The sequence below is a fragment of the Flavobacterium sp. GW823-FHT04A11 genome (assembly GCF_058796535.1).
In genome coordinates, this window is the sequence record NZ_CM179503.1 from 3671918 (window position 1) to 3692556 (window position 20639).

Sequence of the window (20639 nt, forward strand, 5' to 3'; positions counted from 1 at the left end):
ACAAAACTTTGTATTTATTTAACTTTGCGATCTTTGCGTAAATCTTAGCGCACTTTGCGGTTAAAAAAACTTTGCACCTTCACCTCAGAACCTTAGCACCTTAAAAAAAATGATAAAAAACTCAGAATTAATACTAAACCCAGACGGAAGTGTTTACCACTTAAACCTTCTTCCTGAACATATTGCACACGATATAATTTTTGTTGGAGACCAAAACAGAGTCGAGAAAATAACTCAGTTTTTTGATTTTATTGAATATTCGACTCAAAAAAGAGAATTTAAAACACAGACGGGGATTTATAAAGGAAAACGAATTTCGGTAATGTCAACGGGAATTGGCCCTGATAATATCGATATTGTTTTAAACGAATTAGACGCTTTGGTGAATATCGACTTAAAAACGCGTTTACCAAAAGAAAATCTGACTTCGTTGAATATCATCAGAATTGGAACTTCGGGTTCTTTACAGGCTGATATTCCGGTAGATAGTTTTGTAATGTCTAAATACGGACTTGGATTAGACAATATGCTTCGCTCCTATTTAATTGACGAAGTTTCAAATCCGGCGATTGAAGATGCTTTTGTAACGCACACCAATTGGGATATCCGAAAAGGAAGACCTTATGCTATTCCATGCTCAGAAACTTTGGAAAAAATTATTGAATCTGATAAAATTTTTAAAGGAATTACCGCTACTGCCGGAGGTTTTTACGGACCACAAGGACGTGTTTTGCGTTTGAATATTCAGGATGAAGAATTAAACAATAAAATGGATAATTTTACCTTTAATGATAACCGAATCACGAATTTAGAAATGGAAACAGCAGCAATTTACGGGCTTTCGGCTCTTTTGGGACATAACGCATTATCATTAAATGCTATTATTGCCAATCGTGCATCGGGAACTTTTAGCGAAGATCCGTATAGAGCAGTTGATGAGTTGATTACGTATACGCTGAATAAGTTGGCTGGGAAATAATTAGATAATTTGTTAATTAGAAAATTAGATAATTTTATGCAGGACGCAATTCTTAAATTTGAAAAAATACTGGCTGAAAATGCTTCTTATTTTCCAACAATAGATTCTGTTATTTTAGAAGAAAGAAAGCCGGGCAAATGGTCTAAAAAAGAAATTTTAGGCCATTTGGTTGATTCAGCAGTTCACAATCTGGTTCGTTTTACAGAAATTAATTATCTCGAAAAACCTTATCGCCACAGACCATATAATCAAATAGATTTAGTAAATTTAAATCAATATCAAACAATGGATATTAAAGATTTGACGCAGCTTTGGTTTTCTATCAATAGCCAGATTATCAGAATCATGAAATCTGTGGATGAAAAGGCTTTAGATTATAAAATTATTCTAAGTGATGCATCTGAAATCGATTTAAGGTTTTTAATGACAGATTATGTTGATCATTTAGAACATCATATTAAGCAAATTAAGAATTAGAAATTAGATAATTCTTAATTAGAAAATTAGATAATGCTTAGATTTTGAATTAATTTACATAAATTATCTCATTCTCTAATTGACACATTTTCTAATTTTAAACGATTACAATATTAAAGGAATGGCAGAAACACATAAAAAAATATTATTCAGATATTATAGTGACTTACTGGAAGACACTGTAGTAGAAACCATGTGGGCAGAAATTATCGATTTAGAGAAAGGGTATTTTAAGTTAGATAATATTCCGTTTTTTGGGCCTTTGATTGCTACAGATGATATTTTCTTTGCTGAATATGACGAAGAAGAAGAACGTCTGGTTTATAGAAAAACAATAGAAAGCTTTGGGAATTCTATTCTTCAGGTGGTAATTTTAGAAAAAGGTTTTGACAAAGAGATAATCAGAGAAAAATTAAAAGCGATAAATTGCAATTCAGAAGGTCTTAACGAAACTTTGTTTGCTGTTGAAGTTCTGAAAGAAGTCGATTATGCTCTGGTAAAAAATATTTTAGAAGAATATGTGGCTGATGCTATAATTGATTTTGCAGAACCTTGTCTATCAGAAAAACACAGGGCAGATTTATTGAAAAATTAAGCTTAAAAAAGACAAACAAACTTATAATACGCATACCAAACAAACAACTTAACTTAAACTTAAACTAATGAAAACTGTAAAAATTGTGGGTGTTCCTGAACACTTCAATTTGCCATGGCGTATATGCATCGAAAATGGCGAATTTGAAGCTGAAAACATTGATTTGAAATGGACCAATATTCCGGAAGGAACCGGAAAAATGTGCCAGATGCTTCGTGACGGTGAAGCCGATATCGCGGTTATTTTGACAGAAGGAATTGTAAAAGATATTATTGCAGGAAATCCAAGCAAAATTGTTCAGATTTATGTGCAATCACCTTTAATTTGGGGAATTCACGTTGGCGCAAAATCTGATTTTCATACTATAAATGATCTTAAAGATAAAAAAGTAGCAATTTCCAGACTCGGTTCAGGATCGCAATTAATGGCTTATGTAAATGCAAACAATCAGGGTTGGGAAACTGATAATCTGAAGTTTGAGATCGTAAATACTATTGATGGCGCCGTTGAAGCATTGACAAACGGAACTGCCGATTATTTTATGTGGGAGCATTTCATGACAAAACCTCTTGTCGATCAGGGAATCTTCAGACGTGTTGGCGATTGCCCTACTCCATGGCCTTCTTTTGTGATTACGGTTCGTGATGAATTTTTGAAGAAAAATCCAAAAGCTGTCGAAAAAATCCTCGAAATCATCAACAAAACCACGCATGATTTTGCTCAGATTCCGGACATTGACAAAACACTGGCCGATCTTTTTAACCAAAAACTGGAAGACATTCAGGAATGGCTAAAACTGACGCAATGGTCTCAAAAACATTTAAATGAAAAAGCATTCGATAAAATTCAAAATCAATTATTTGATCTGGGAATTATTGATAAAAAAAGTACTTTTGTTGAAACTGTAAAAGCGCTGTAAATAGTACTTTTGATTCTTATGATAAAAATCCCTAAAATTGACTTTCCGCAATTAAAATCCCGATTACAGGTAAAATCACCCTGGGACAGGATCATTATTAGCGTTTTGAGTCTTTTAATAACGATTCCGATTTTTATCATTCTGCATCAAAACCTTATCGATTTAGAATGGTCTTTTAATTTAGACCGCGTTTTTATCTTTTTGTTTCTTTTTGCCGCTGTTTTTTTTCTTTTAATGCTTTTACGAACGATCATTATTGTTTGTATTGCAGTTTACTTATTGGTTTTAGTTTACGGATCTGTAATAGGAAATTATGGTTTCAACGAGATTTCCGAAGATTATAATTCCATGATTTATACGATGTCAGACAATCCGTATCCGCAGGATATTATTGTGGCAAAATTGCTTCCGTTTCCAAACAAATCGTTGATTCTTAGCGCTATCGAATATCAGAATCCCAAAGTTAGAAGTTTTGCGATTATGGCGACGACAAAGCATTTTAAAGGTATTAGAGGTTATTCTGATTACAGAACAACAATTCAGTGTTTTGCTGTTTTTAAAGAAATCAACAGCCGATGGAATTATGTTAATGACCCAAAAGAAGGTGATTATATTGCTACAGCCAGCGAATCATTAGAATATTTTTCTGGCGATTGTGATGATCATTCGATTTTAATGGCGGCTGCGATTCGATCAATTGGCGGAACACCCAGATTAATTCATACCAAAGGACATATTTACCCTGAAATTTTAATTGGTTCCTTAATTGACTTAGAAAAGGTCAATTATTTGGTAAAAAATGTGCTTTTCCCTAAAGAAAGCTACAAACAAAAACTGCATTATCATATTGATGAACGCGGTCAGGTTTGGCTAAATCTTGATTATACGGCCAAATATCCCGGCGGACCTTTTATGTATGAGGAGATTTTGGGGGCGTTAACGCTTAATTAAGGTTCTAAGATGCTAAGTTGCTAAGGTTCTGAGCTTTTACTTACTTCCTCTTTACTTGCTTTTGTAGATTATTAAATCCATTAATTGTAAGGCTAATCTTTATTTGTTTTTATAAATATTTGATTTTTAGATTTTTAATTGAAAATATTTTTGTAATTTTCTGTTGTCTAACTTTAATCACAAAATCATGAAAAAATCTAACTTATTTATCTTTGGGATTGCATTATTAGCTGTATTAATCATTTCATGCAAAGGGCGAAACAAATTGGTAAGTTCCTGGAAAATTACTTCGGTCGAAGCAAAAACACCAATTTCTGATTCTTTAAAAAATGAAATTTTAGCTAATGGAACTCTAACTTTTACAAAAGACGGGCATGTAACCGGATTTCTGCAGAGAGAAATAACAGATGGCACTTATGCGCTAACAAATGGTGGGAAAAAGTTAGTTATTAAAGATGAAACAGGAACCCCCTATCCTTGTGAAAGTACTATTACTGATGATAAACTGATTCTGGACAGTAAGGAAATGAAAATAACACTCGATAAAATTTAATTAAAAATATAATTCTCAATTTGTGTCATTTCGACGCAGGAGAAATCAAACTAAAAACACAGGCTTTGTCAAAGTTTAAAACTTTGACAAAGCTTTTTCATTTTCTAGCCTTTCAGAATCTTAAAAGCATATTCCTTATAGCTGGCGCCAATAGGGATTTCGATATTTCCAAATTCGACATCATACGCTGTAAAGGCTGTAATATTTTTCAAATTGATGATAAAAGAACGATGAATTCGGAGGAAATTTTTATCCTGCAATTCAATTTCAATATCGCTGATTTTATATTTGGCCGTCAGTTTTACATTCTCTTTTTGATGAATCACAATATAATCTTTTACGCTTTCGATATATAAAATGCTTTCAACATTGATTTTATTAAACTTCGGACCATTTTTGATGTAAATAAAATCTTCCTGCAAAGGCGTAATCACTTTGCTGTTTACAGGTGCACTAATTCTCAAATAACGATCTGTAGCTTTAAAAAAACGATCAAAAGTAATGGGTTTCAAAAGATAATCGATAATGTCGAGTTCGTAGCTTTCTAGGGCATATTCGCGATAAGCGGTTGTAAAAATAACAGCCGGCGGATTTTTTAAAGTCTTTAAAAAGTCAATTCCTGTAATTTGAGGCATTTTAATATCCAAAAATAAAAGATCTACAGCTGTAGTTCTTAATACTTCGGCAGCTTTTAAGGCATTTGGGCAAGTGCCAACCACTTCAAAATAATCTAATTTACTGATGTGATTCTGCAATAAGCTTATCGCTAAAGGCTCATCATCGACTAATAAACATTTTATCTTCATTTTAAGCTTAATTTATTCGTTTACAAGGTTTATTTTTAAATGAGCCGTAAAATCTTTCTCGGTTTTAATAATATCAAAAGTATAATGATCCGGATAAATTTTATCAAGTTGCTGTTTGATATTGTTTAATCCAATTTTCCCGCTTTCTGCTTGTGTATCAAATTCATTGATGCTGTTTTTTATTATGAATTCAAATTGATTTTCAATAAGTTTCAGATCAATTTCAATAATTGGAGACGCTGTATCCTCGCCCGCTCCATGTTTAAAGGCATTTTCGACAAGCGAAAGTAAAATCAAAGGTGCAATCATGCCATTTTGATCTACAGCATGATTAAAAACGACACTTAAACGTTCATCATATCTTAATTTTTCCAGCGCAATATAATTATCTATTAGGGTAATTTCTTGTGAAATGGGCACATAAGTACTGCTGCATCGGTACAAAATACAATCTAAAATTTCAGATAAAACCGCAATTGATTTTGAGGTAATTGGAGAATTTATAATCGAAAGCGAATAAATATTATTAAGCGTATTAAACAGAAAATGCGGGTTTAACTGTGCTTTTAAAATCTTTAGTTCCGTTTCTGCTTTTTGTTTTTCGAGCAGTAAAGATTTTTTCTGAATAACATATTGATCTTTTATCAATTTTATAAAAACAAAAAACATCGATAACGAAAAGATATGCAAAAAATAAGATCCGAATAAAGTGGGTAAATCGGTCAGGATTTCGACAAGAGATTCCTGATCAAAAGGCGGTTTACGTACAAGAGGCTCCAAAATGTAAATCATTACTATTCTGGCCATTATCGAAATCAAATACGAGATTACAATAAATTCAATCCAAACCCAGGTATGTCTTTGTGGAGCCATTAAACGGGGCAAAATTCTATAGGCTAAAAAATAAGCCGATACCATGGAGCATATTTCATAATATAAAGTATAAAATATATCCACACGTAATTCCTGAGGATCGTTGGAACTGTTTTTACTAAAAAACATAATAAAAATACAGATCCAAAAAATCAGGTGAGCGCTCAGTCTGTGAGCGGTAGAGAAGTTTAATAGTTTTTCAAATGGTGTCATATGAGCCAAAGTTACTATTTATTTATAAAGTGAAATATACTGTCGACAAACATAGAAAAAAAAGGGATAAACAAATAAAAAACAAGCCCGAACACGGTTTATAGCCCATATTTGATTGTTTATGGCTGATAATTGCCGTTGTGGCATACTTCTAATTTTTGAAGGGATTTAAATAAGAGTTTTGGTGAAAATTTAAAACCAATCAAAAATGAAACAGTTACTATTACTAATGATTTTGCTTTTCGGATTTGCAGCCTCAGCACAATCAAACGAATTTACAATTAAAGGAAAAATTACAGATTCAAAAACCAAACAGCCACTTCCCTACGCGACGGTTATTTTATCTTCTTCCCAAACAAAAAAAGAAGTTTCTACAGATGCCAAAGGAAATTATCAGCTGAAAAGTATCTCCGGAACCTATGAATTAAAAGTTGAATTCATGTCGTATAAAACATTTACAATCAATACGATTCAACTTAATAAAGATTTAGTGAAAGATATTGCTCTTGAAGAAAATATCAATGAATTGAATGAAGTAAATGTTCTTGCAGAAAAATCGGCTGTGGAATTAAAACTGGACAAAAAAGTATTCAATGTCGGAAAAGATATTTTGTCAAGAGGCGGATCTGCAAATGATATTCTGAACAACGTTCCGTCTGTAAATGTGGATGTTGCGGGTGTAATCAGCCTGAGAGGAAACAACAGCGTTACGGTTTTAATAAACGGAAAACCTTCTATGTTAACCGCAAATAATGGTTTGTCGCAAATTTCAGCAGCCAATATTGAAAAAATCGAAGTGATCACAAATCCTTCTGCGGCTTATGAAGCGCAAGGCGGTGCGGGTATTATCAATATTATCATGAAAAAGAACAGCATGCAAGGCTTTAACGGTTCGCTTCAGGCAAGCGTTGGTACGCCGGCAAAACATAATGTGAATGCAAATGTGAGTTATAAAACCGAAAAAGTGAATCTTTTTGCGAATGTTGGTTATCGCTATTTTGATCTTTATTCGAACAACAAACAATTTCAGGTTAATAAAACGAATGGCGTGATGCTGAATCAGTTTGATGACAGTAAAAGAAATAACGGCGGATATAATATGTATGTTGGCGGTGATTATTATATCAACGAGAAAAATACGCTGACAGGAAGTTATTTTCGTTCTAAAAACACCAATAAAGACAAACCCAGTTACAACTATAATTATGCAAATGCGGCCGATGTTACGGACAGTATTATTTCGAGACATGAAAACTACAAAGAGCCGCAGTATTACAATGCATTAGAATTAAATTTTACTAAAACATTCGACAAAAAAGAGAAAAAATGGACCACAAGTCTGCAATACGATTTCTGGAATGATAATGAAAACCAATACATTACAGAACAAAAAGTATTTCCTCTTGAATCTGAAATTTCAAATTTGTACTCGAATGATATCGAAAGCAGCAATGATATTTTTATAAAATCAGATTTTGTGAATCCGATAAGTGAACATTCGAAAATTGAAATGGGAATCAGAAGTGATTTGCGTGCTTTGCGAAGCGATTATTACACGATTCTGGATGACATTTTACAAGAACAATTTACCAATAAATTAAAATATGACGAAAATCTGTATAGTGGTTATTTTCAGTTTGGCAGCAAAATTAAAAAGTTTAATTATTTACTGGGTTTAAGAGCTGAATTGTCGGATATTAAAATTGCAGACACCAAAAACACGTTTAATAATACTAAAAATTACATCAATTTATTTCCAACCGTGCATTTGGTTTATAATCTAACCGAGAAAACAGATTTGCAACTGAGTTACAGTAAACGCATTAACCGACCAAGATTCTGGCAACTGAATCCGTTTTCAGGAGTTTCAGATTTGAGAAATCTTAGAGTCGGAAATCCGGATCTGAATCCTATGTTTACGAATTCTTTTGAGCTGACAGTATTGGCAAAACCAGGTAAATTCTCTATAAATCCGTCAGTTTATTACAAACATACGACTAACTTTTTTGTGTACATTTTACAGCGTACCGATGAAAATTATTTTATTGCAACTCCCGTAAACCTGGATTCTGAAGATCGTTACGGAGCCGAAGTTTCTGCTACCTACAACCCAACGCAATGGCTGAGATTGTCTCTGGATTTTAATTATTACAAATTCAAACAACAGGGACAGTATGAAAATGTTTCTTATAATGCTGAAGATCAAACCTGGTTGTCAAATTTCAGATCTGTGGTTAAGTTTCCTAAAATTGTTTCCGGAGAATTTAGTTTTAGATATCGTGGAAAAAATCAGGGTGTACAAACACTTACAGAACCGCAATACAGCGCAAATCTAGGTTTGAACAGAGATTTTCTTGAAGATAAAATGTCTGTAACGGTAAACGTCAATAACTTGTTTAACTCTCAAATTACAAAAGAAAAAACAATAACAAATTCCTATGATCTTGAATCTGAATATAAATCTCAGGGCAGATATTTGAGTCTGACGGTAATTTATCGTTTTAACCGCAAAAAAAGTGATGCAGACAGATTGCCGGACGGAATGTAATTGAATGTATTGACGAAATAATTTAACCTGTAATTTAATGCCTTTCTAAATTGTTGAATTGAAAAAAAGAGTAATTTGTGATCATAAATAAAGAACCACATGATTCAGATTTTCGAAAAGAATAAAAATCATATTCCTGATTTACAAAGGATTTTTCTTGAAGTTCGCCGCAAAACCTTTTATTGGTTAGATGATATTCAGGATTATAAACTGAGTGATTTTGATCGGGAAACTGAGGGAGAATTTGTTTTGGTGGCCGTTTTAGATCATAAAGTTGTTGGATTTATTTCGCTATGGCTGCCGGATAATTTTATTCATCATTTGTATATTGATGAAAAGCACCAGCATCAGAATATTGGATCAATATTACTTGATGAAGCCATTAAAATCATGAATTCTCCCATCAAATTAAAATGTTTGGTTAAGAATGAAAATGCCATAAAATTCTATGAAAGGAAAGGATTTGCTGCGATAGAAAAAGGTGTCTCTAATCATGGAGAATATATTTTATACGGATTTTTAAAATAGTTTTTTACTGCTGACATAGGGTTGTCATACGGCGGCTTTAGCTTTGCAGTATTAAACTTTTAAAAATTAATTTTATGATTAGTCAATTACCTAATTTAAACTGGATCAGTGTTTTACTTGCCTTTATTGCGTATTTTTTAGTTGGAGCTTTATGGTTTACTTTACTCTTTAGCAAATGGTATAAAAGATCTTTGGGCCGCGAAAATGAGATTTTAGAAAATAAACCGATCTTTATAATTGGTCCGGCGCTCTGTACTTTGATCATTACACTGGCAAGTGCCATTTTGATTTACGCCTTAAATATTACAAACTTAAAAGATGGTTTTGAATTTTCATTATTGATTGGCGTGGGATTTTTGGTCGCTAATACCGTTAATATTGCGATTAATCCCAATATTCCGAAGCCTATTTTGTACGGAATTATTAGCGGAACGTATCATTTGACCGGTATTTTAATTGCAAACACCATCATAATCGCAATGAAATAAATAAAAATGAAACAAACAGATAAAGAAACTTTTTATCCAAAAAGCCAAAAGGACTGGAGAGAATGGTTAGAAAAAAATCATGACTCACAACAATCCATTTGGCTTGTTTGTTATAAAAAACAAGCCAATAAACCCACAATTTCCTGGAGCGACGCCGTTGATGAAGCACTTTGTTTTGGATGGATTGACAGCACCAGAAAATCAATTGGCGATGATATGTTTATTCAGTTTTTTACGCGTAGAAAACCCAAAAGCGCCTGGTCTAAAATTAATAAAGCAAAAGTTGAACGCCTGATCAAAGACGGATTAATGCAAAAAGCAGGTTTTGAAAGCATTGCAAGAGCAAAAGCAAACGGTTCCTGGACTATTCTGGATGAAGTTGAAGAACTCACAATTCCCGAAGATCTGGAAAAAGAATTTGAAGCCAATCCCGGCTCAAAAGATTTTTTTATGAGCTTAAGTAAATCAGTTAAAAAGATTATGCTGCATTGGGTTGTTGCCGCTAAAAGACCGGAAACAAGACAAAACAGAATCACTGAAATTGCAACTCTTGCCGCACAAAAATTAAAGCCAAAACAATTTTAAATAAATATAAATGTAACGTTTTAACAAAATAGTTTACTGATATAGAAGTGTTTCATCTAAAATGTAAACTTTATGGAAAAAATTTCAAGACGTTCTTTTGTAAATAAATTTGGAGTTGGCGTTGGCGCGTCGGTTGTATTGACTGCGCTTCCTTCTTTTATGACTTTGCCAGAAAATCAGGAAAAAATATATACCGGCAAAAAGATAAATATCGCACTTTGCGGATTAGGAAATTATGCCGGAATGCTGGCTGATGGAATTCAGGTTTCTGAATACTGCAATCTTGCCGGGATCGTCACCGGAACTCCGTCAAAAGCCGATGCCTGGAAAGCAAAATATAATATTCCAAACAAGAATATTTATAATTATGAAAATTTTGATACCATAATAAACAATAAAGACATTGATCTTGTGTATGTTGTGGTTCCGAATGGTTTGCATAAAGAATTTGTGATTCGCGCTGCAAAAGCCGGAAAACATGTTATAACCGAAAAACCAATGGCGGTTTCGGTAAAAGATTGCGAAGAAATGATCAAAGCCTGCAACGATGCAAATGTGCAATTGGCCATTGGATATCGTTTGCATTATGAACCTTATCATTTAGAAATTAAACGTTTAGGACAAAATAAAGTTTTTGGACAAGTCCGTTTTATTGAAGCTTCCTTGGGTTACAAAACCTACGATACTGTCAATACTAAAATTAAAGTGAACAAGAAAGACCGTAACGAATGGCGATTAACAAAAGCGTTATCCGGCGGCGGACCTTTGATGGATTTGGGAATCTATTGCATACAAAGTGCTCGCTATGTTCTTGGTGAAGAGCCAATTGCAGTTACAGCACAATTCGGAACCATAAATGATAAAGACCGATTTTCTGAAACAGAAGAAAGCATCAGCTGGCAAATGGAATTTCCGAGTGGCGCTGTTGCCAATTGCAATACTTCTTGTGGTTTTTATGTAGACCGTTTTTACGCTTCTGCAGATGAAGGTTTTTTCGAATTAAGTCCTGCGCTTAGTTATGGTCCTTTTGTAGGCAAAACATCTGAAAAGGAATTGAAGTTTCCGGTGATAAACCAGCAGAAAACAGAGTTGGATGAAATTTGCAAACTATTAGTAGAAAACAAAAAATTACCCAATCATATTACCGGCGAAGAAGGATTGAAAGACATCAAAGTAATCAACGCCATTTATAAAGCGGCTGAACAGGGAAAGAGAATAATTATTTAACCTGTTGGGTCTAATGCATAAAAATTTAATTAAACACATAGAAACATAGATTTTATGATGTTGGAGAAAGTAAATCAAAGAAACTTGTTTCTCACACATAGCTATGTTTGTTAATGCAAGTGAAACGCCTTTATGAGTTTAATAATTCTATGTTTCTATGTGTTAAAAAAATTACACTCAAAGATTTTACTTAATATTTTTAGTATATTAACTCGTTGAATATCTATCACATAACACAAATCTATGAAAGAACAAGTTTTAAGAGTTGGTTTAGATTTTGCAGCCCCAATTCCGTTACATACTGATTATAAAAGCGGCGATTTTAAAGGATTTGAAGTTGATCTTATCAATGAAATCGCAGCACATTTACAGCTCAAATTAGAATATTCCGTTTCATATTGGAAAGATATTATACAAGCATTAAAAGACGACAAAATCGATGTGATTTGTTCTGCCGGAACCATATCAGAAGAACGAGCTAAAGAAATAAGTTTTAGTAAACCGTATCTGGATTTTCATTTGTGTACGGTTTACAATAAAGATAATTTATTCGCTTTGAATGAATTGAAAAATAAAAAAGTAGGTGTGAGAATTGAAACGGAAGCCGAAAAATACCTTCACGAGTATTATCCTGAAACAGCATTAGAAACATTTGATACGAATGATGCTATTTATGAAAGCCTGAATCAAATGAAAATTGATGTTTTAATCGACGATTCTCCTATTGCTTTTGGTCTTTTACAGCAAAATCCAAAATTGGTTATTTCAGATTACCTCCCAAATTCGGAGTCGCAATATGCGATATTGATGAAGAAAGATAATGATGATTTGAAAAAGCAAATTGATGGTGTTATTGAAATGCTCGAAAACAATGGTTTTTTAGAAAACAACCGAAAGAAATGGTTTGATCAATTTCGTCCTTGATAGTTCAGAATCTAACTTTTAACTAACTTCCAAATGATTAAGAAATATGTTTTACCGTTTATTGTGTTTCTGTGCAGCTTATTTTCGTTATCAGCACAAAATAAAGCAACAGTTTTAAAGTTAAATCATCCCATAAATGATTTGGCTATAAAAAAAAATGAAGCGCAAAACTTTACTTTAAATCTAAAAAAAGATACTTATTATTCTATCGTTGTCCTGCAGCAGGGAATTGATTTGGTGGTGACATTACAGGATAAAAACGGAAAAACAATTCAGGAAGTAGATTCGCCAAACGGAATGTCAGGTCCTGAAAAAGTTATTTTTTCACCTGAAAATTCAGAGACGTTTTCAGTTTTGGTAAAACCATTAAATGAAAATACAAATTCTGAACAAGGAAAGTTTTCAATTGTATTGGAAGAAATTTCCAAAAACCTGAAAAAGCTGAGTTATCCCGCACTTCTTCAGGATTTTAATATTCTCCAAAACGCTTATTACGAAACTAGAATTGGGCTTTGGTACAATTCAAGAATTCAGTTTGACAGCATTTGTACGCTTCAAAAAAGCAAAATAAAACCCAATATGAATGCGCTTGATTTGTACAGGATTCTGGCGCCGGTTGTTGCTTTTACAAAAGAAGGACATTGCAATATCAAACTTTCTGATGAAACTACGGTTTACCTCAAACAAAATGGCTCGTACCTCCCGCTCTGCGTTAAAATTTTAGACAAAAAAGTATATCTGATTCACGATTTGGAAAATCAAAAAACAAAAGGTTTTCAGATTTCTAAAATAAACGGACGTGAAATTGATGAGATTTTAAATTACTTTTTAAGCATTGAACCCGCTGACGGTTATAATGTTACTAGTAAATACCGTTGGATCGAAAAAGCTTTCGCCAGATATTATACCAGATATTATGATTTGGATAAAACGTTTAGCATTGAATTGATTAATCCCGAAAACAATCAAAAAACCGTTTTAAATAATATTCTCACTTACAACTACAAGGACTTTACTAATTTCTATAAAAATACAATTGCAGCAATTCCGAATTACGATTATAAAGAAGCATCAACATTTACAATTGATGAAAAAACGAGTACGGCAACTTTAACCGTAAATACGTTTAATCTTGATCATTTTAAAGGGAAAAGAAAAGGATTTCAGGAGTTTCTGGCACAGAATTTCAAAACTATTTCTGATCAGAAAATCAAGCATTTAATTGTTGATATTAGAAGAAACGAAGGTGGCGAACAAGGAATGGAAGATCATTTGTTATCGTATTTGACAAACAAGGAATATCCAAAATATAAGTATGTCGAAATTCCCGCATTTACTTATTCGTTTCTGGAATATACAGATTATAAAGATCAAAAAGACAACCTAATTAAGGAACTCAAACAAGATTTTTATCAGGCAAATGACGGAAGATTTCTAAATTCTAGCGGACATTATATTGGCGAAAAACCAAACGCAAATAATTTTAAGGGAGATATTTATATCTTAATCAGTGGATTAACTTTTTCCGGCGGATCCGAATTTGCAGCTTTGGCGAAAAACTATACAAATGCAAAATTTATTGGCGAAGAAACCGGCGGCGGCTATTACGGAAATTCAAGCGGCAGTTTTTTAAAATTTACGCTTCCAAACTCAAAAATAACAGGCAGAATTCCGTTATGTAAATTTGTTATCAACGATAAAAACTTCGAAATTCCTTTTGGCCGAGGAGTACTTCCTGATTATGAAATTCAGCCTAAAATAGAAGATTACTTAAAAGGCGAAGATCCTGAAATGGAATATGTAAAGAAATTAATTGCTGAAAAAAAATAACCTCCAAAATAAATGATTTTGAAGGTTTTTTTAAATGAGTAAAGTATGCTAAAAATACTCATCTAATCAACAGCTTAACTAATAGACTCTTAATATTAGCAAGCTGTATGCTATTTTATTTTAATCCTTGGGTCATTAAATTTTAATGAGACCAGTTTTTTAAAGGCTTCTTTTTCAGTCGGCAAAAGAATACTGTGACATTGCCATTTACCAGCCTGATCTTTATAAATCAGTTTTCCATTGATTTCATATTTTGCCTTATCTTTTATTTGCATGATTTCTATTTCCATACCGCAATTTTGTCGTTAGTAAGTTGAAATTTAGCAAGTAAGTTTTTTCTTAAATATGACTTTTGTCAGGAATAATATTAAAAGCTTATTTTATCAATGCTTTAATTTCTAATTTATTGAAAATCAGAAAATAAATATTTTATAATTCAGGAATAAATTATAAAGTTTGTAAAAGTGCCAGAATAGCCATTTCCATTTTTTTATAATCTTTTTTGATTTTATCCGTCATTTCACTGCTGCGATCGCCTGACAGGCTCATTGTGATGAATCTTTTCGAAATTCCGTACTTTTCTTTAATACGATTAAGTATTTCTTTGTTGTAAGTATTCTTCTTTTTCGTTTCTTTGTCCATTGCTTTGTTTGTTCCCGTTGTAAGAACAAATATATAAACTATAGTTTATGAAAACAAGCAAAAAAGTAAACTATTTCTTATATATTTATGAAAGCAATTGAAAGATTTTATCAATACCTTGAATACAAGCGTATTAAACCAACACGATTTGAAAAAGATAATGGCTTGTCAAACGGCTATTTAGGAACACAATTACGAAGAAACGGAACTCTTGGAGAAGAAGTTCTCAACAAAATAGTAGAAAATTGTCTAGATATTGATCCAGTATGGCTTCTAACAGGAAAAGGAGACATGCTAATTTGTAGTCCATATCCGGAAAATTCGACCGCAAATCACCTTAATGAACCTCGAGAACCGCTTTTAAAAACAAAACAAAATGAAGCGCTCAAAAACCAGATAGTCCCGCTATATGACATAAAAAGAGTTGCATCGGCAAAAGATCTGTTTAAAGAGGAAATAAAAGAAACCCCAATTGGTCACATCGCAATACCAAATCTTCCTAAATGCGATGGAGCCATTTACGCCAGCAGCGACAGCATGTACCCGCTTTTAAAATCAGGAGACATGATCCTTTATAAAAAAATTCCACACGCAATCGAAAATATTTATTGGGGCGAAATGTATCTTGTTACCTTAATAAATGATGACAAAGATGAATTTATTATGATAAAATGGATACAGAAATCTGATAAAGGAACAGATTATATTAAACTGGTTTCAGAAAATAAACACCGCGAATCTAAAGATTTACCTATTAGCGCCATAAATGGTTTAGCCTTGATTAAAGCCAGTATTCGCATCAATTCAATGCTTTAGTACTACCCTATTTTATATAAATACCACATCTGTAATACTATACAATTTAATTTTTAAGTGAAAATATTTTGTGCAGTCAAATAACTGCATTATATTTGCAGTCAAATAACTGCACAAATGGAAATTCGTAGAGATGTTTTTCAGGCTATTGCCGACCCAACCCGTAGAGCAATATTAAGTTTAGTCGCCATACAAGCGATGACGCCGGGGACTATTGCTGAAAATTTTGAATCGTCGAGACAAACGATTTCAAAGCATATTCAGATTCTTACTGAATGTGAGTTGCTCGAACAACAGCAAAACGGAAGAGAAATTTATTATCATCTTAATGCTAAAAAAATGAAGGAAATCGCAGATTTTATTGAACCGTTCCGCAAAATGTGGGACGATAGATTTAATAAATTAGAAAGTATAATGAAAAACTATAAACCTAAAAAATAGCCTATTATGGAACAAAAAACGAAAATAAACGCTGAAGATAACAAGCAGGAACTCGTTATTACAAGAGAATTTGACCTGCCGTTAGAATTGCTTTTTATGGCTTATGCCGAATCTGAAATTGTAGAACAATGGATGGGAACGAAAGTTTTGAAGCTGGAAAACAAAAAACACGGCGGTTATCAGTTTGAAACTTCTGATGCAAACGGCAATATTGTCTTTAAAGCAAACGGAACGATTCATGAATTTACTACGAACGAAAGAATTGTCAGAACTTTTGAAATGGAAAATTCTCCTTTTGATGTTCAGCTTGAATTTCTTGAATTTGAAAAAATTAATGATGAAAAAAGTAAACTAACAATGCAAATTGTTTACAAAAGTGTAAAACTGCGAAATGAAATGTTGAAATTGCCATTTGAATATGGTCTAAATATGGCTCACAACAGATTGCAAGATGTATTAAATCAGATTAAAAAATAAATTAAAATTTTCATTTTTAAAGAATTACGTTTTTATTTTATAATTCGAAAAGAGGTCAAAGCATAATAAAATGTGCTTTTTACATTTGTGAATTTTTACCTAACAAATTACATCAAAATAAAATTATTATGACAAAGAGAAATAAGATTATTTATTGGATTGCAACGGTTTGGCTTGCATTAGGAATGACATCAACGGGAATTGTTCAAATAATTAAGTTGAAAGAAGAAGTTGATATGATGACACATTTAGGTTATCCGCTTTATTTTTTGACAATTCTTGGTGTTTGGAAAATTTTGGGTGTGATCGCAATTCTGATACCTAAATTTCCGTTATTGAAAGAATGGACTTATGCAGGTTTCTTTTTTGCGATGTCGGGAGCGATTTTTTCACATTTGGCTTGTGGAGACGGCGCAAAGGAACTTTTTGGACCAACATTATTAATTGTTTTAACGATAATATCCTGGTATTTCAGACCTGCAGAGAGAAAATTGATTTCGGTTTAATTTAAAATAGAATAAGATGAATCCAAAAGTTGATTTTTATTTTGAGAAAGACAAAAAATGGCAGAAAGAACAAGAACTTTTAAGAGAAATTGTGCTGGATTGCGGTCTTACGGAAGAATTGAAATGGGGCGTTCCTTGTTATATGCACCAAAAAAGCAATATTGTTTTGATACATTCTTTTAAGGAATATTGTGCTTTTTTGTTTTTCAAAGGCGCATTAATGCAGGATCCTGAAGGTATTTTAATTCAGCAAAGCAAAAATGTTCAGGCTGCGCGCCAAATCAGGTTTACGAATGCTGAAGAAATAATCAGTTTAAAATCTTCCTTGAAAAAGTATATTTTTGAAGCTGTAGAAATTGAAAAAGCAGGATTAAAAGTGGATTTAAAAAAGACAACGGAATTTCCGGTTGCTGAGGAATTTCAGCAGAAATTAGACGAAAATCCAAAACTTAAAACAGCTTTTGAAGCGTTAACTCCCGGAAGACAAAGAGCTTATTTACTGCATTTTTCACAACCCAAACAAGCCAAAACCAGAGAATCCAGAGTGGAGAAATATATTCCGCTAATTTTTGAAGGAAAAGGACTCAATGACTAAGGGTTGTTTCAAGTTTCATGTTGTCACGCTGAGCGTCCCGATCCCGAAGCTTCCGGACGGGAGAAGCGCAGGCCCGATATTTAATTTAAACACATAGAAACATAGCATGACTTTGTGTTGAAAGTTGTTTCACTTTGAATAAATCACATAGCTTTGTAAATGAATACTTCAAAAAAAATATTTTTCTTAATTTTAATAGTTAAGAAAAAAGCTTGGATTGTCACGCTGAGCGAAGCGTAGTTCTGAAAACTGAAGCCTGAAAACTGAAACCTGAAAACTGAAACCTGAAAACTTAAAACTGAAACCCTTTCACTATGAACTCAAAAGAAATACTTGCACAACTTAAATCACTGAGCAACGAAAAAATGATGGCTCATAATAAGAAATTTGGCGCCGGAGAAAATCAGTTTGGTGTAAAAATGGGTGATATTCGGGCTTTGGCAAAAAAAATAAAAACCAATCACGAACTGGGTTTAGAACTTTGGAACACACAAAATGTCGACGCCAGGTTTTTGTCAATCTTAATTATGGATCCCAAAAAACTTTCGCAGGAAGAACTAAGCAAACTCGTGAAGTCTGAAAAATTTCCTCATGTTGCAGATTGGCTCTATACAAATATTATCAAAACTTATCCTAATACTGAATCATTTCGTCAGGAATGGATGGATTCTAAAGATATTATGCAAGCCCGCGCCGGCTGGAGTCTTACAAGTGGTGCCGTTGTTCGAAATCCGCATGCTCTGGACTTCCCTGCCCTTTTGGATCGCTTAGAAAATGAAATGCCAAAAGCAGCCCCGGAAGTACAATGGACGATGAATAATACGCTGGCTAATATCGGAATTAATCATCCGCAATATCGCGAACGTGCGCTTAGTATTGGCGAAAAATTAGGGATTTACAAAGATTATCCTGTTTCTAAAGGCTGTACTTCGCCTTTTGCGCCAATCTGGATAAACGAAATGGTTAGCAGACAGAAATAAATTATAGCAGAGAATATTATACTTAATTTAAACACATAGAAACATAGCTTTACTTTTTGAAAAAAGGTGTTTCACTTAAAATAAAACTCATAGTAAATTAAAAACAAAAAGTTTCAATTTGCCACGCTGGGCGAACTTGAAACCTTAAACCTGAACTTTTAAAATGGAAAACAATAACAGACAATTACGAAGCACAAAAACTTTGAACGCTCCTACTGATATTGTTTGGGAAGTATGGACAAATCCTGAACATATTACGCTTTGGTGGGGACCAAATGGTTTTACCAACACGATTCACAAAATGGATTTTGAAGAAAACGGGGAATGGAATTTAACGATGCACGGTCCAGACGGAACAAATTTTCCAAACCGAAGTATTTTTAAAGAGATTATTCCGTATAAGAAAATCGTTTTTGAGCATTTTAATCCGCATTTTATCACAACCGTTTTGTTTGAATCTAAAGGAAAAGAAACCCTTTTAGACTGGACGCTCTTATTTGATTCTCCGGAAATGTATGATGTTATCGTAAAAGCACATAAAGCCGACGAAGGACAAAAACAGAATCTGGAAAAACTCGAAAAATATTTGGCAGAGATGCTTAATAAATAAAATATAAAGCCATGAAAAACAAGTTATCACCAGAAGCATCTGAAGAATTACTTAAAGTACTCAGAAAACGTTTTGAAGATAATATGAATCGTCATCAAGGTCTTGAATGGGATAAAATTCAGCTCAAACTAGAAGCAAATCCGCAGAAACTCTGGTCGCTTGATGAAATGGAAAGAACGGAAGGCGAACCTGATGTTGTTGATTATGATCAAAAAACAGATGAATATATTTTTTACGATTGCGCTGTTGAAAGTCCAAAAGGACGAAGAAGTTTGTGTTACGATCATGAAGCGCTGGAAAAAAGAAAAGAGAACAAACCCAATGACAGCGCCGTAAATATGGCCGCAAATATGGGAATTGAATTGTTGACAGAAGAACAATACAAACAATTGCAAAAACTGGGAAAATTTGACAATAAAACATCAAGCTGGATTGTTACGCCTCCGGAAATCAGGAAACTTGGCGGAGCGATTTTTTCAGATTTCAGGTATAATACTGTTTTTGTATATCATAATGGTGCAGATTCTTATTATGCAGCGAGAGGATTTCGCGGTTCTTTACGCGTTTAAAAATTACTATCAAAATAAAAACTCCATCAGCACTGATGGAGTTTTTTATTTAATCTTTGTCTTTTTCATCTTTTAGAATTTTTCCTTCTTTAGTAAATTCCAAATCAATTTTGTTGGTTAAATCGACATCGAGATCTTTATGACCGTAATCAATATGCGTGATTTTTTCGTTTGGATGATTTTTCTTCACATAATCTTTTACAGCTTGCGGAATAAAAGCAGTTGGAATTGGCTTATCACCGCCATCAACTTCACGATACGAACCATCTTTCCAGAATTCTACTTCGGTTCCGTCTTTTAGCTTGACTTCATAGCCTTTTTCGCCGTGTTCAGCATCTTTTTTAGCTATATCAACGGTAGTATTGCTAAAATGTTTCTTCAAAAATTCCTGTGCCGGTTGTGGCAGTTCAGCAATTTCTATTTTCTTCTGGGCGTTTGCCGTTATTATAAATCCAAATAATGATACGAGCAATATAATTTTATTTTTCATGATTTGTGTATTTAAAA

26 protein-coding genes are annotated in these 20639 nt (G+C 33.1%); 21 read left to right on the forward strand and 5 right to left on the reverse strand.

Going from position 1 to position 20639, the window contains the following annotated elements; all coding sequences use genetic code 11:
- Positions 1-109 precede the first annotated feature (109 nt).
- The 6 genes from AC3QL1_RS15905 to AC3QL1_RS15930 all read left to right on the forward strand — a co-directional run bounded on the left by AC3QL1_RS15905 (position 110) and on the right by AC3QL1_RS15930 (position 4474).
- Positions 110-979, forward strand: coding sequence for a nucleoside phosphorylase (locus AC3QL1_RS15905; RefSeq protein ID WP_492492877.1), 870 nt, complete (start codon positions 110-112; stop codon positions 977-979).
- Positions 980-1015: 36 nt separating this feature from the next.
- The gene (locus AC3QL1_RS15910; RefSeq protein WP_492492879.1) at positions 1016-1456 is read left to right on the forward strand and encodes a DinB family protein; all 441 of its coding nucleotides are present in this window, start codon (positions 1016-1018) and stop codon (positions 1454-1456) included.
- 121 nt (positions 1457-1577) lie between these two features.
- Entirely contained in the window at positions 1578-2051 is a 474-nt protein-coding gene (locus AC3QL1_RS15915) for a DUF4265 domain-containing protein (RefSeq protein WP_492492881.1), read from the forward strand.
- A gap of 67 nt (positions 2052-2118) precedes the next feature.
- The gene (locus AC3QL1_RS15920; protein WP_492492883.1) at positions 2119-2970 is read left to right on the forward strand and encodes a substrate-binding domain-containing protein; all 852 of its coding nucleotides are present in this window, start codon (positions 2119-2121) and stop codon (positions 2968-2970) included.
- Positions 2971-2988: 18 nt separating this feature from the next.
- Positions 2989-3921 carry a transglutaminase gene (locus AC3QL1_RS15925; protein ID WP_492492885.1) on the forward strand — a complete coding sequence of 311 codons (933 nt, stop codon included), beginning with the start codon at positions 2989-2991 and terminating at the stop codon, positions 3919-3921.
- A 187-nt stretch (positions 3922-4108) separates the two neighbouring features.
- Positions 4109-4474, forward strand: coding sequence for a hypothetical protein (locus tag AC3QL1_RS15930; protein ID WP_492492886.1), 366 nt, complete (start codon positions 4109-4111; stop codon positions 4472-4474).
- 104 nt (positions 4475-4578) lie between these two features.
- Here the strand turns inward: AC3QL1_RS15930 and AC3QL1_RS15935 are convergent, their stop codons facing one another.
- Positions 4579-5280 carry a LytR/AlgR family response regulator transcription factor gene (locus tag AC3QL1_RS15935; protein ID WP_492492887.1) on the reverse strand — a complete coding sequence of 234 codons (702 nt, stop codon included), beginning with the start codon at positions 5278-5280 and terminating at the stop codon, positions 4579-4581.
- Between the two features lie 12 nt (positions 5281-5292).
- On the reverse strand, positions 5293-6282 hold the full coding sequence (locus AC3QL1_RS15940; RefSeq protein ID WP_492492889.1) for a sensor histidine kinase: 990 nt from the start codon (positions 6280-6282) through the stop codon (positions 5293-5295).
- A 292-nt stretch (positions 6283-6574) separates the two neighbouring features.
- Here AC3QL1_RS15940 and AC3QL1_RS15945 point away from each other — a divergent pair, with 292 nt between their 5' ends.
- From AC3QL1_RS15945 to AC3QL1_RS15975, 7 genes are all read left to right on the forward strand, one after another.
- Positions 6575-8914 (forward strand): TonB-dependent receptor, encoded by a 2340-nt coding sequence (locus tag AC3QL1_RS15945; protein WP_492492890.1) that lies wholly within the window; start codon positions 6575-6577, stop codon positions 8912-8914.
- Between the two features lie 99 nt (positions 8915-9013).
- A complete protein-coding gene (locus AC3QL1_RS15950) occupies positions 9014-9442 on the forward strand; it encodes a GNAT family N-acetyltransferase (protein ID WP_492492892.1) in 429 nt (142 codons plus the stop codon).
- A 74-nt stretch (positions 9443-9516) separates the two neighbouring features.
- Entirely contained in the window at positions 9517-9930 is a 414-nt protein-coding gene (locus AC3QL1_RS15955) for a DUF1761 domain-containing protein (protein ID WP_492492894.1), read from the forward strand.
- A 6-nt stretch (positions 9931-9936) separates the two neighbouring features.
- On the forward strand, positions 9937-10515 hold the full coding sequence (locus AC3QL1_RS15960) for a YdeI/OmpD-associated family protein (protein WP_492492896.1): 579 nt from the start codon (positions 9937-9939) through the stop codon (positions 10513-10515).
- Positions 10516-10587: 72 nt separating this feature from the next.
- A complete protein-coding gene (locus AC3QL1_RS15965) occupies positions 10588-11742 on the forward strand; it encodes a Gfo/Idh/MocA family protein (RefSeq protein WP_492492898.1) in 1155 nt (384 codons plus the stop codon).
- Between the two features lie 243 nt (positions 11743-11985).
- The gene (locus tag AC3QL1_RS15970) at positions 11986-12666 is read left to right on the forward strand and encodes a substrate-binding periplasmic protein (protein ID WP_492492900.1); all 681 of its coding nucleotides are present in this window, start codon (positions 11986-11988) and stop codon (positions 12664-12666) included.
- Positions 12667-12699: 33 nt separating this feature from the next.
- Positions 12700-14496, forward strand: coding sequence for a S41 family peptidase (locus tag AC3QL1_RS15975; protein WP_492492902.1), 1797 nt, complete (start codon positions 12700-12702; stop codon positions 14494-14496).
- Between the two features lie 110 nt (positions 14497-14606).
- On the opposite strand, the gene AC3QL1_RS15980 is transcribed toward AC3QL1_RS15975, so the two are convergent.
- Together AC3QL1_RS15980 and AC3QL1_RS15985 are read right to left on the reverse strand one after the other, a co-directional pair.
- The gene (locus tag AC3QL1_RS15980) at positions 14607-14786 is read right to left on the reverse strand and encodes a hypothetical protein (RefSeq protein ID WP_492492904.1); all 180 of its coding nucleotides are present in this window, start codon (positions 14784-14786) and stop codon (positions 14607-14609) included.
- A 157-nt stretch (positions 14787-14943) separates the two neighbouring features.
- Positions 14944-15138 (reverse strand): hypothetical protein, encoded by a 195-nt coding sequence (locus tag AC3QL1_RS15985; protein WP_492492905.1) that lies wholly within the window; start codon positions 15136-15138, stop codon positions 14944-14946.
- Between the two features lie 87 nt (positions 15139-15225).
- On the opposite strand from AC3QL1_RS15985, the gene AC3QL1_RS15990 reads away from it, so the two are divergent.
- The 8 genes from AC3QL1_RS15990 (at position 15226) to AC3QL1_RS16025 (ending at position 20132) form a co-directional block, all read left to right on the forward strand.
- Positions 15226-15954: a S24 family peptidase gene (locus AC3QL1_RS15990; protein ID WP_492492906.1), complete on the forward strand. Its 729-nt coding sequence runs from the start codon at positions 15226-15228 to the stop codon at positions 15952-15954.
- A 117-nt stretch (positions 15955-16071) separates the two neighbouring features.
- Positions 16072-16395, forward strand: a complete 324-nt coding sequence (locus AC3QL1_RS15995) for an ArsR/SmtB family transcription factor (protein ID WP_492492908.1) — start codon at positions 16072-16074, stop codon at positions 16393-16395.
- Between the two features lie 6 nt (positions 16396-16401).
- Entirely contained in the window at positions 16402-16872 is a 471-nt protein-coding gene (locus AC3QL1_RS16000; RefSeq protein ID WP_492492910.1) for an SRPBCC domain-containing protein, read from the forward strand.
- Between the two features lie 128 nt (positions 16873-17000).
- Positions 17001-17378, forward strand: a complete 378-nt coding sequence (locus AC3QL1_RS16005) for a DoxX family protein (RefSeq protein ID WP_492492911.1) — start codon at positions 17001-17003, stop codon at positions 17376-17378.
- Between the two features lie 16 nt (positions 17379-17394).
- Positions 17395-17973 (forward strand): YdeI/OmpD-associated family protein, encoded by a 579-nt coding sequence (locus AC3QL1_RS16010; protein ID WP_492492912.1) that lies wholly within the window; start codon positions 17395-17397, stop codon positions 17971-17973.
- A gap of 314 nt (positions 17974-18287) precedes the next feature.
- Positions 18288-18953 (forward strand): DNA alkylation repair protein, encoded by a 666-nt coding sequence (locus AC3QL1_RS16015; RefSeq protein WP_492492914.1) that lies wholly within the window; start codon positions 18288-18290, stop codon positions 18951-18953.
- Positions 18954-19116: 163 nt separating this feature from the next.
- On the forward strand, positions 19117-19563 hold the full coding sequence (locus AC3QL1_RS16020; protein WP_492492915.1) for an SRPBCC domain-containing protein: 447 nt from the start codon (positions 19117-19119) through the stop codon (positions 19561-19563).
- An 11-nt stretch (positions 19564-19574) separates the two neighbouring features.
- Positions 19575-20132 carry a DUF4256 domain-containing protein gene (locus AC3QL1_RS16025; RefSeq protein ID WP_492492917.1) on the forward strand — a complete coding sequence of 186 codons (558 nt, stop codon included), beginning with the start codon at positions 19575-19577 and terminating at the stop codon, positions 20130-20132.
- Positions 20133-20181: 49 nt separating this feature from the next.
- On the opposite strand, the gene AC3QL1_RS16030 is transcribed toward AC3QL1_RS16025, so the two are convergent.
- Positions 20182-20622, reverse strand: coding sequence for a PepSY-like domain-containing protein (locus AC3QL1_RS16030; RefSeq protein ID WP_492492919.1), 441 nt, complete (start codon positions 20620-20622; stop codon positions 20182-20184).
- Positions 20623-20639: the final 17 nt, after the last annotated feature.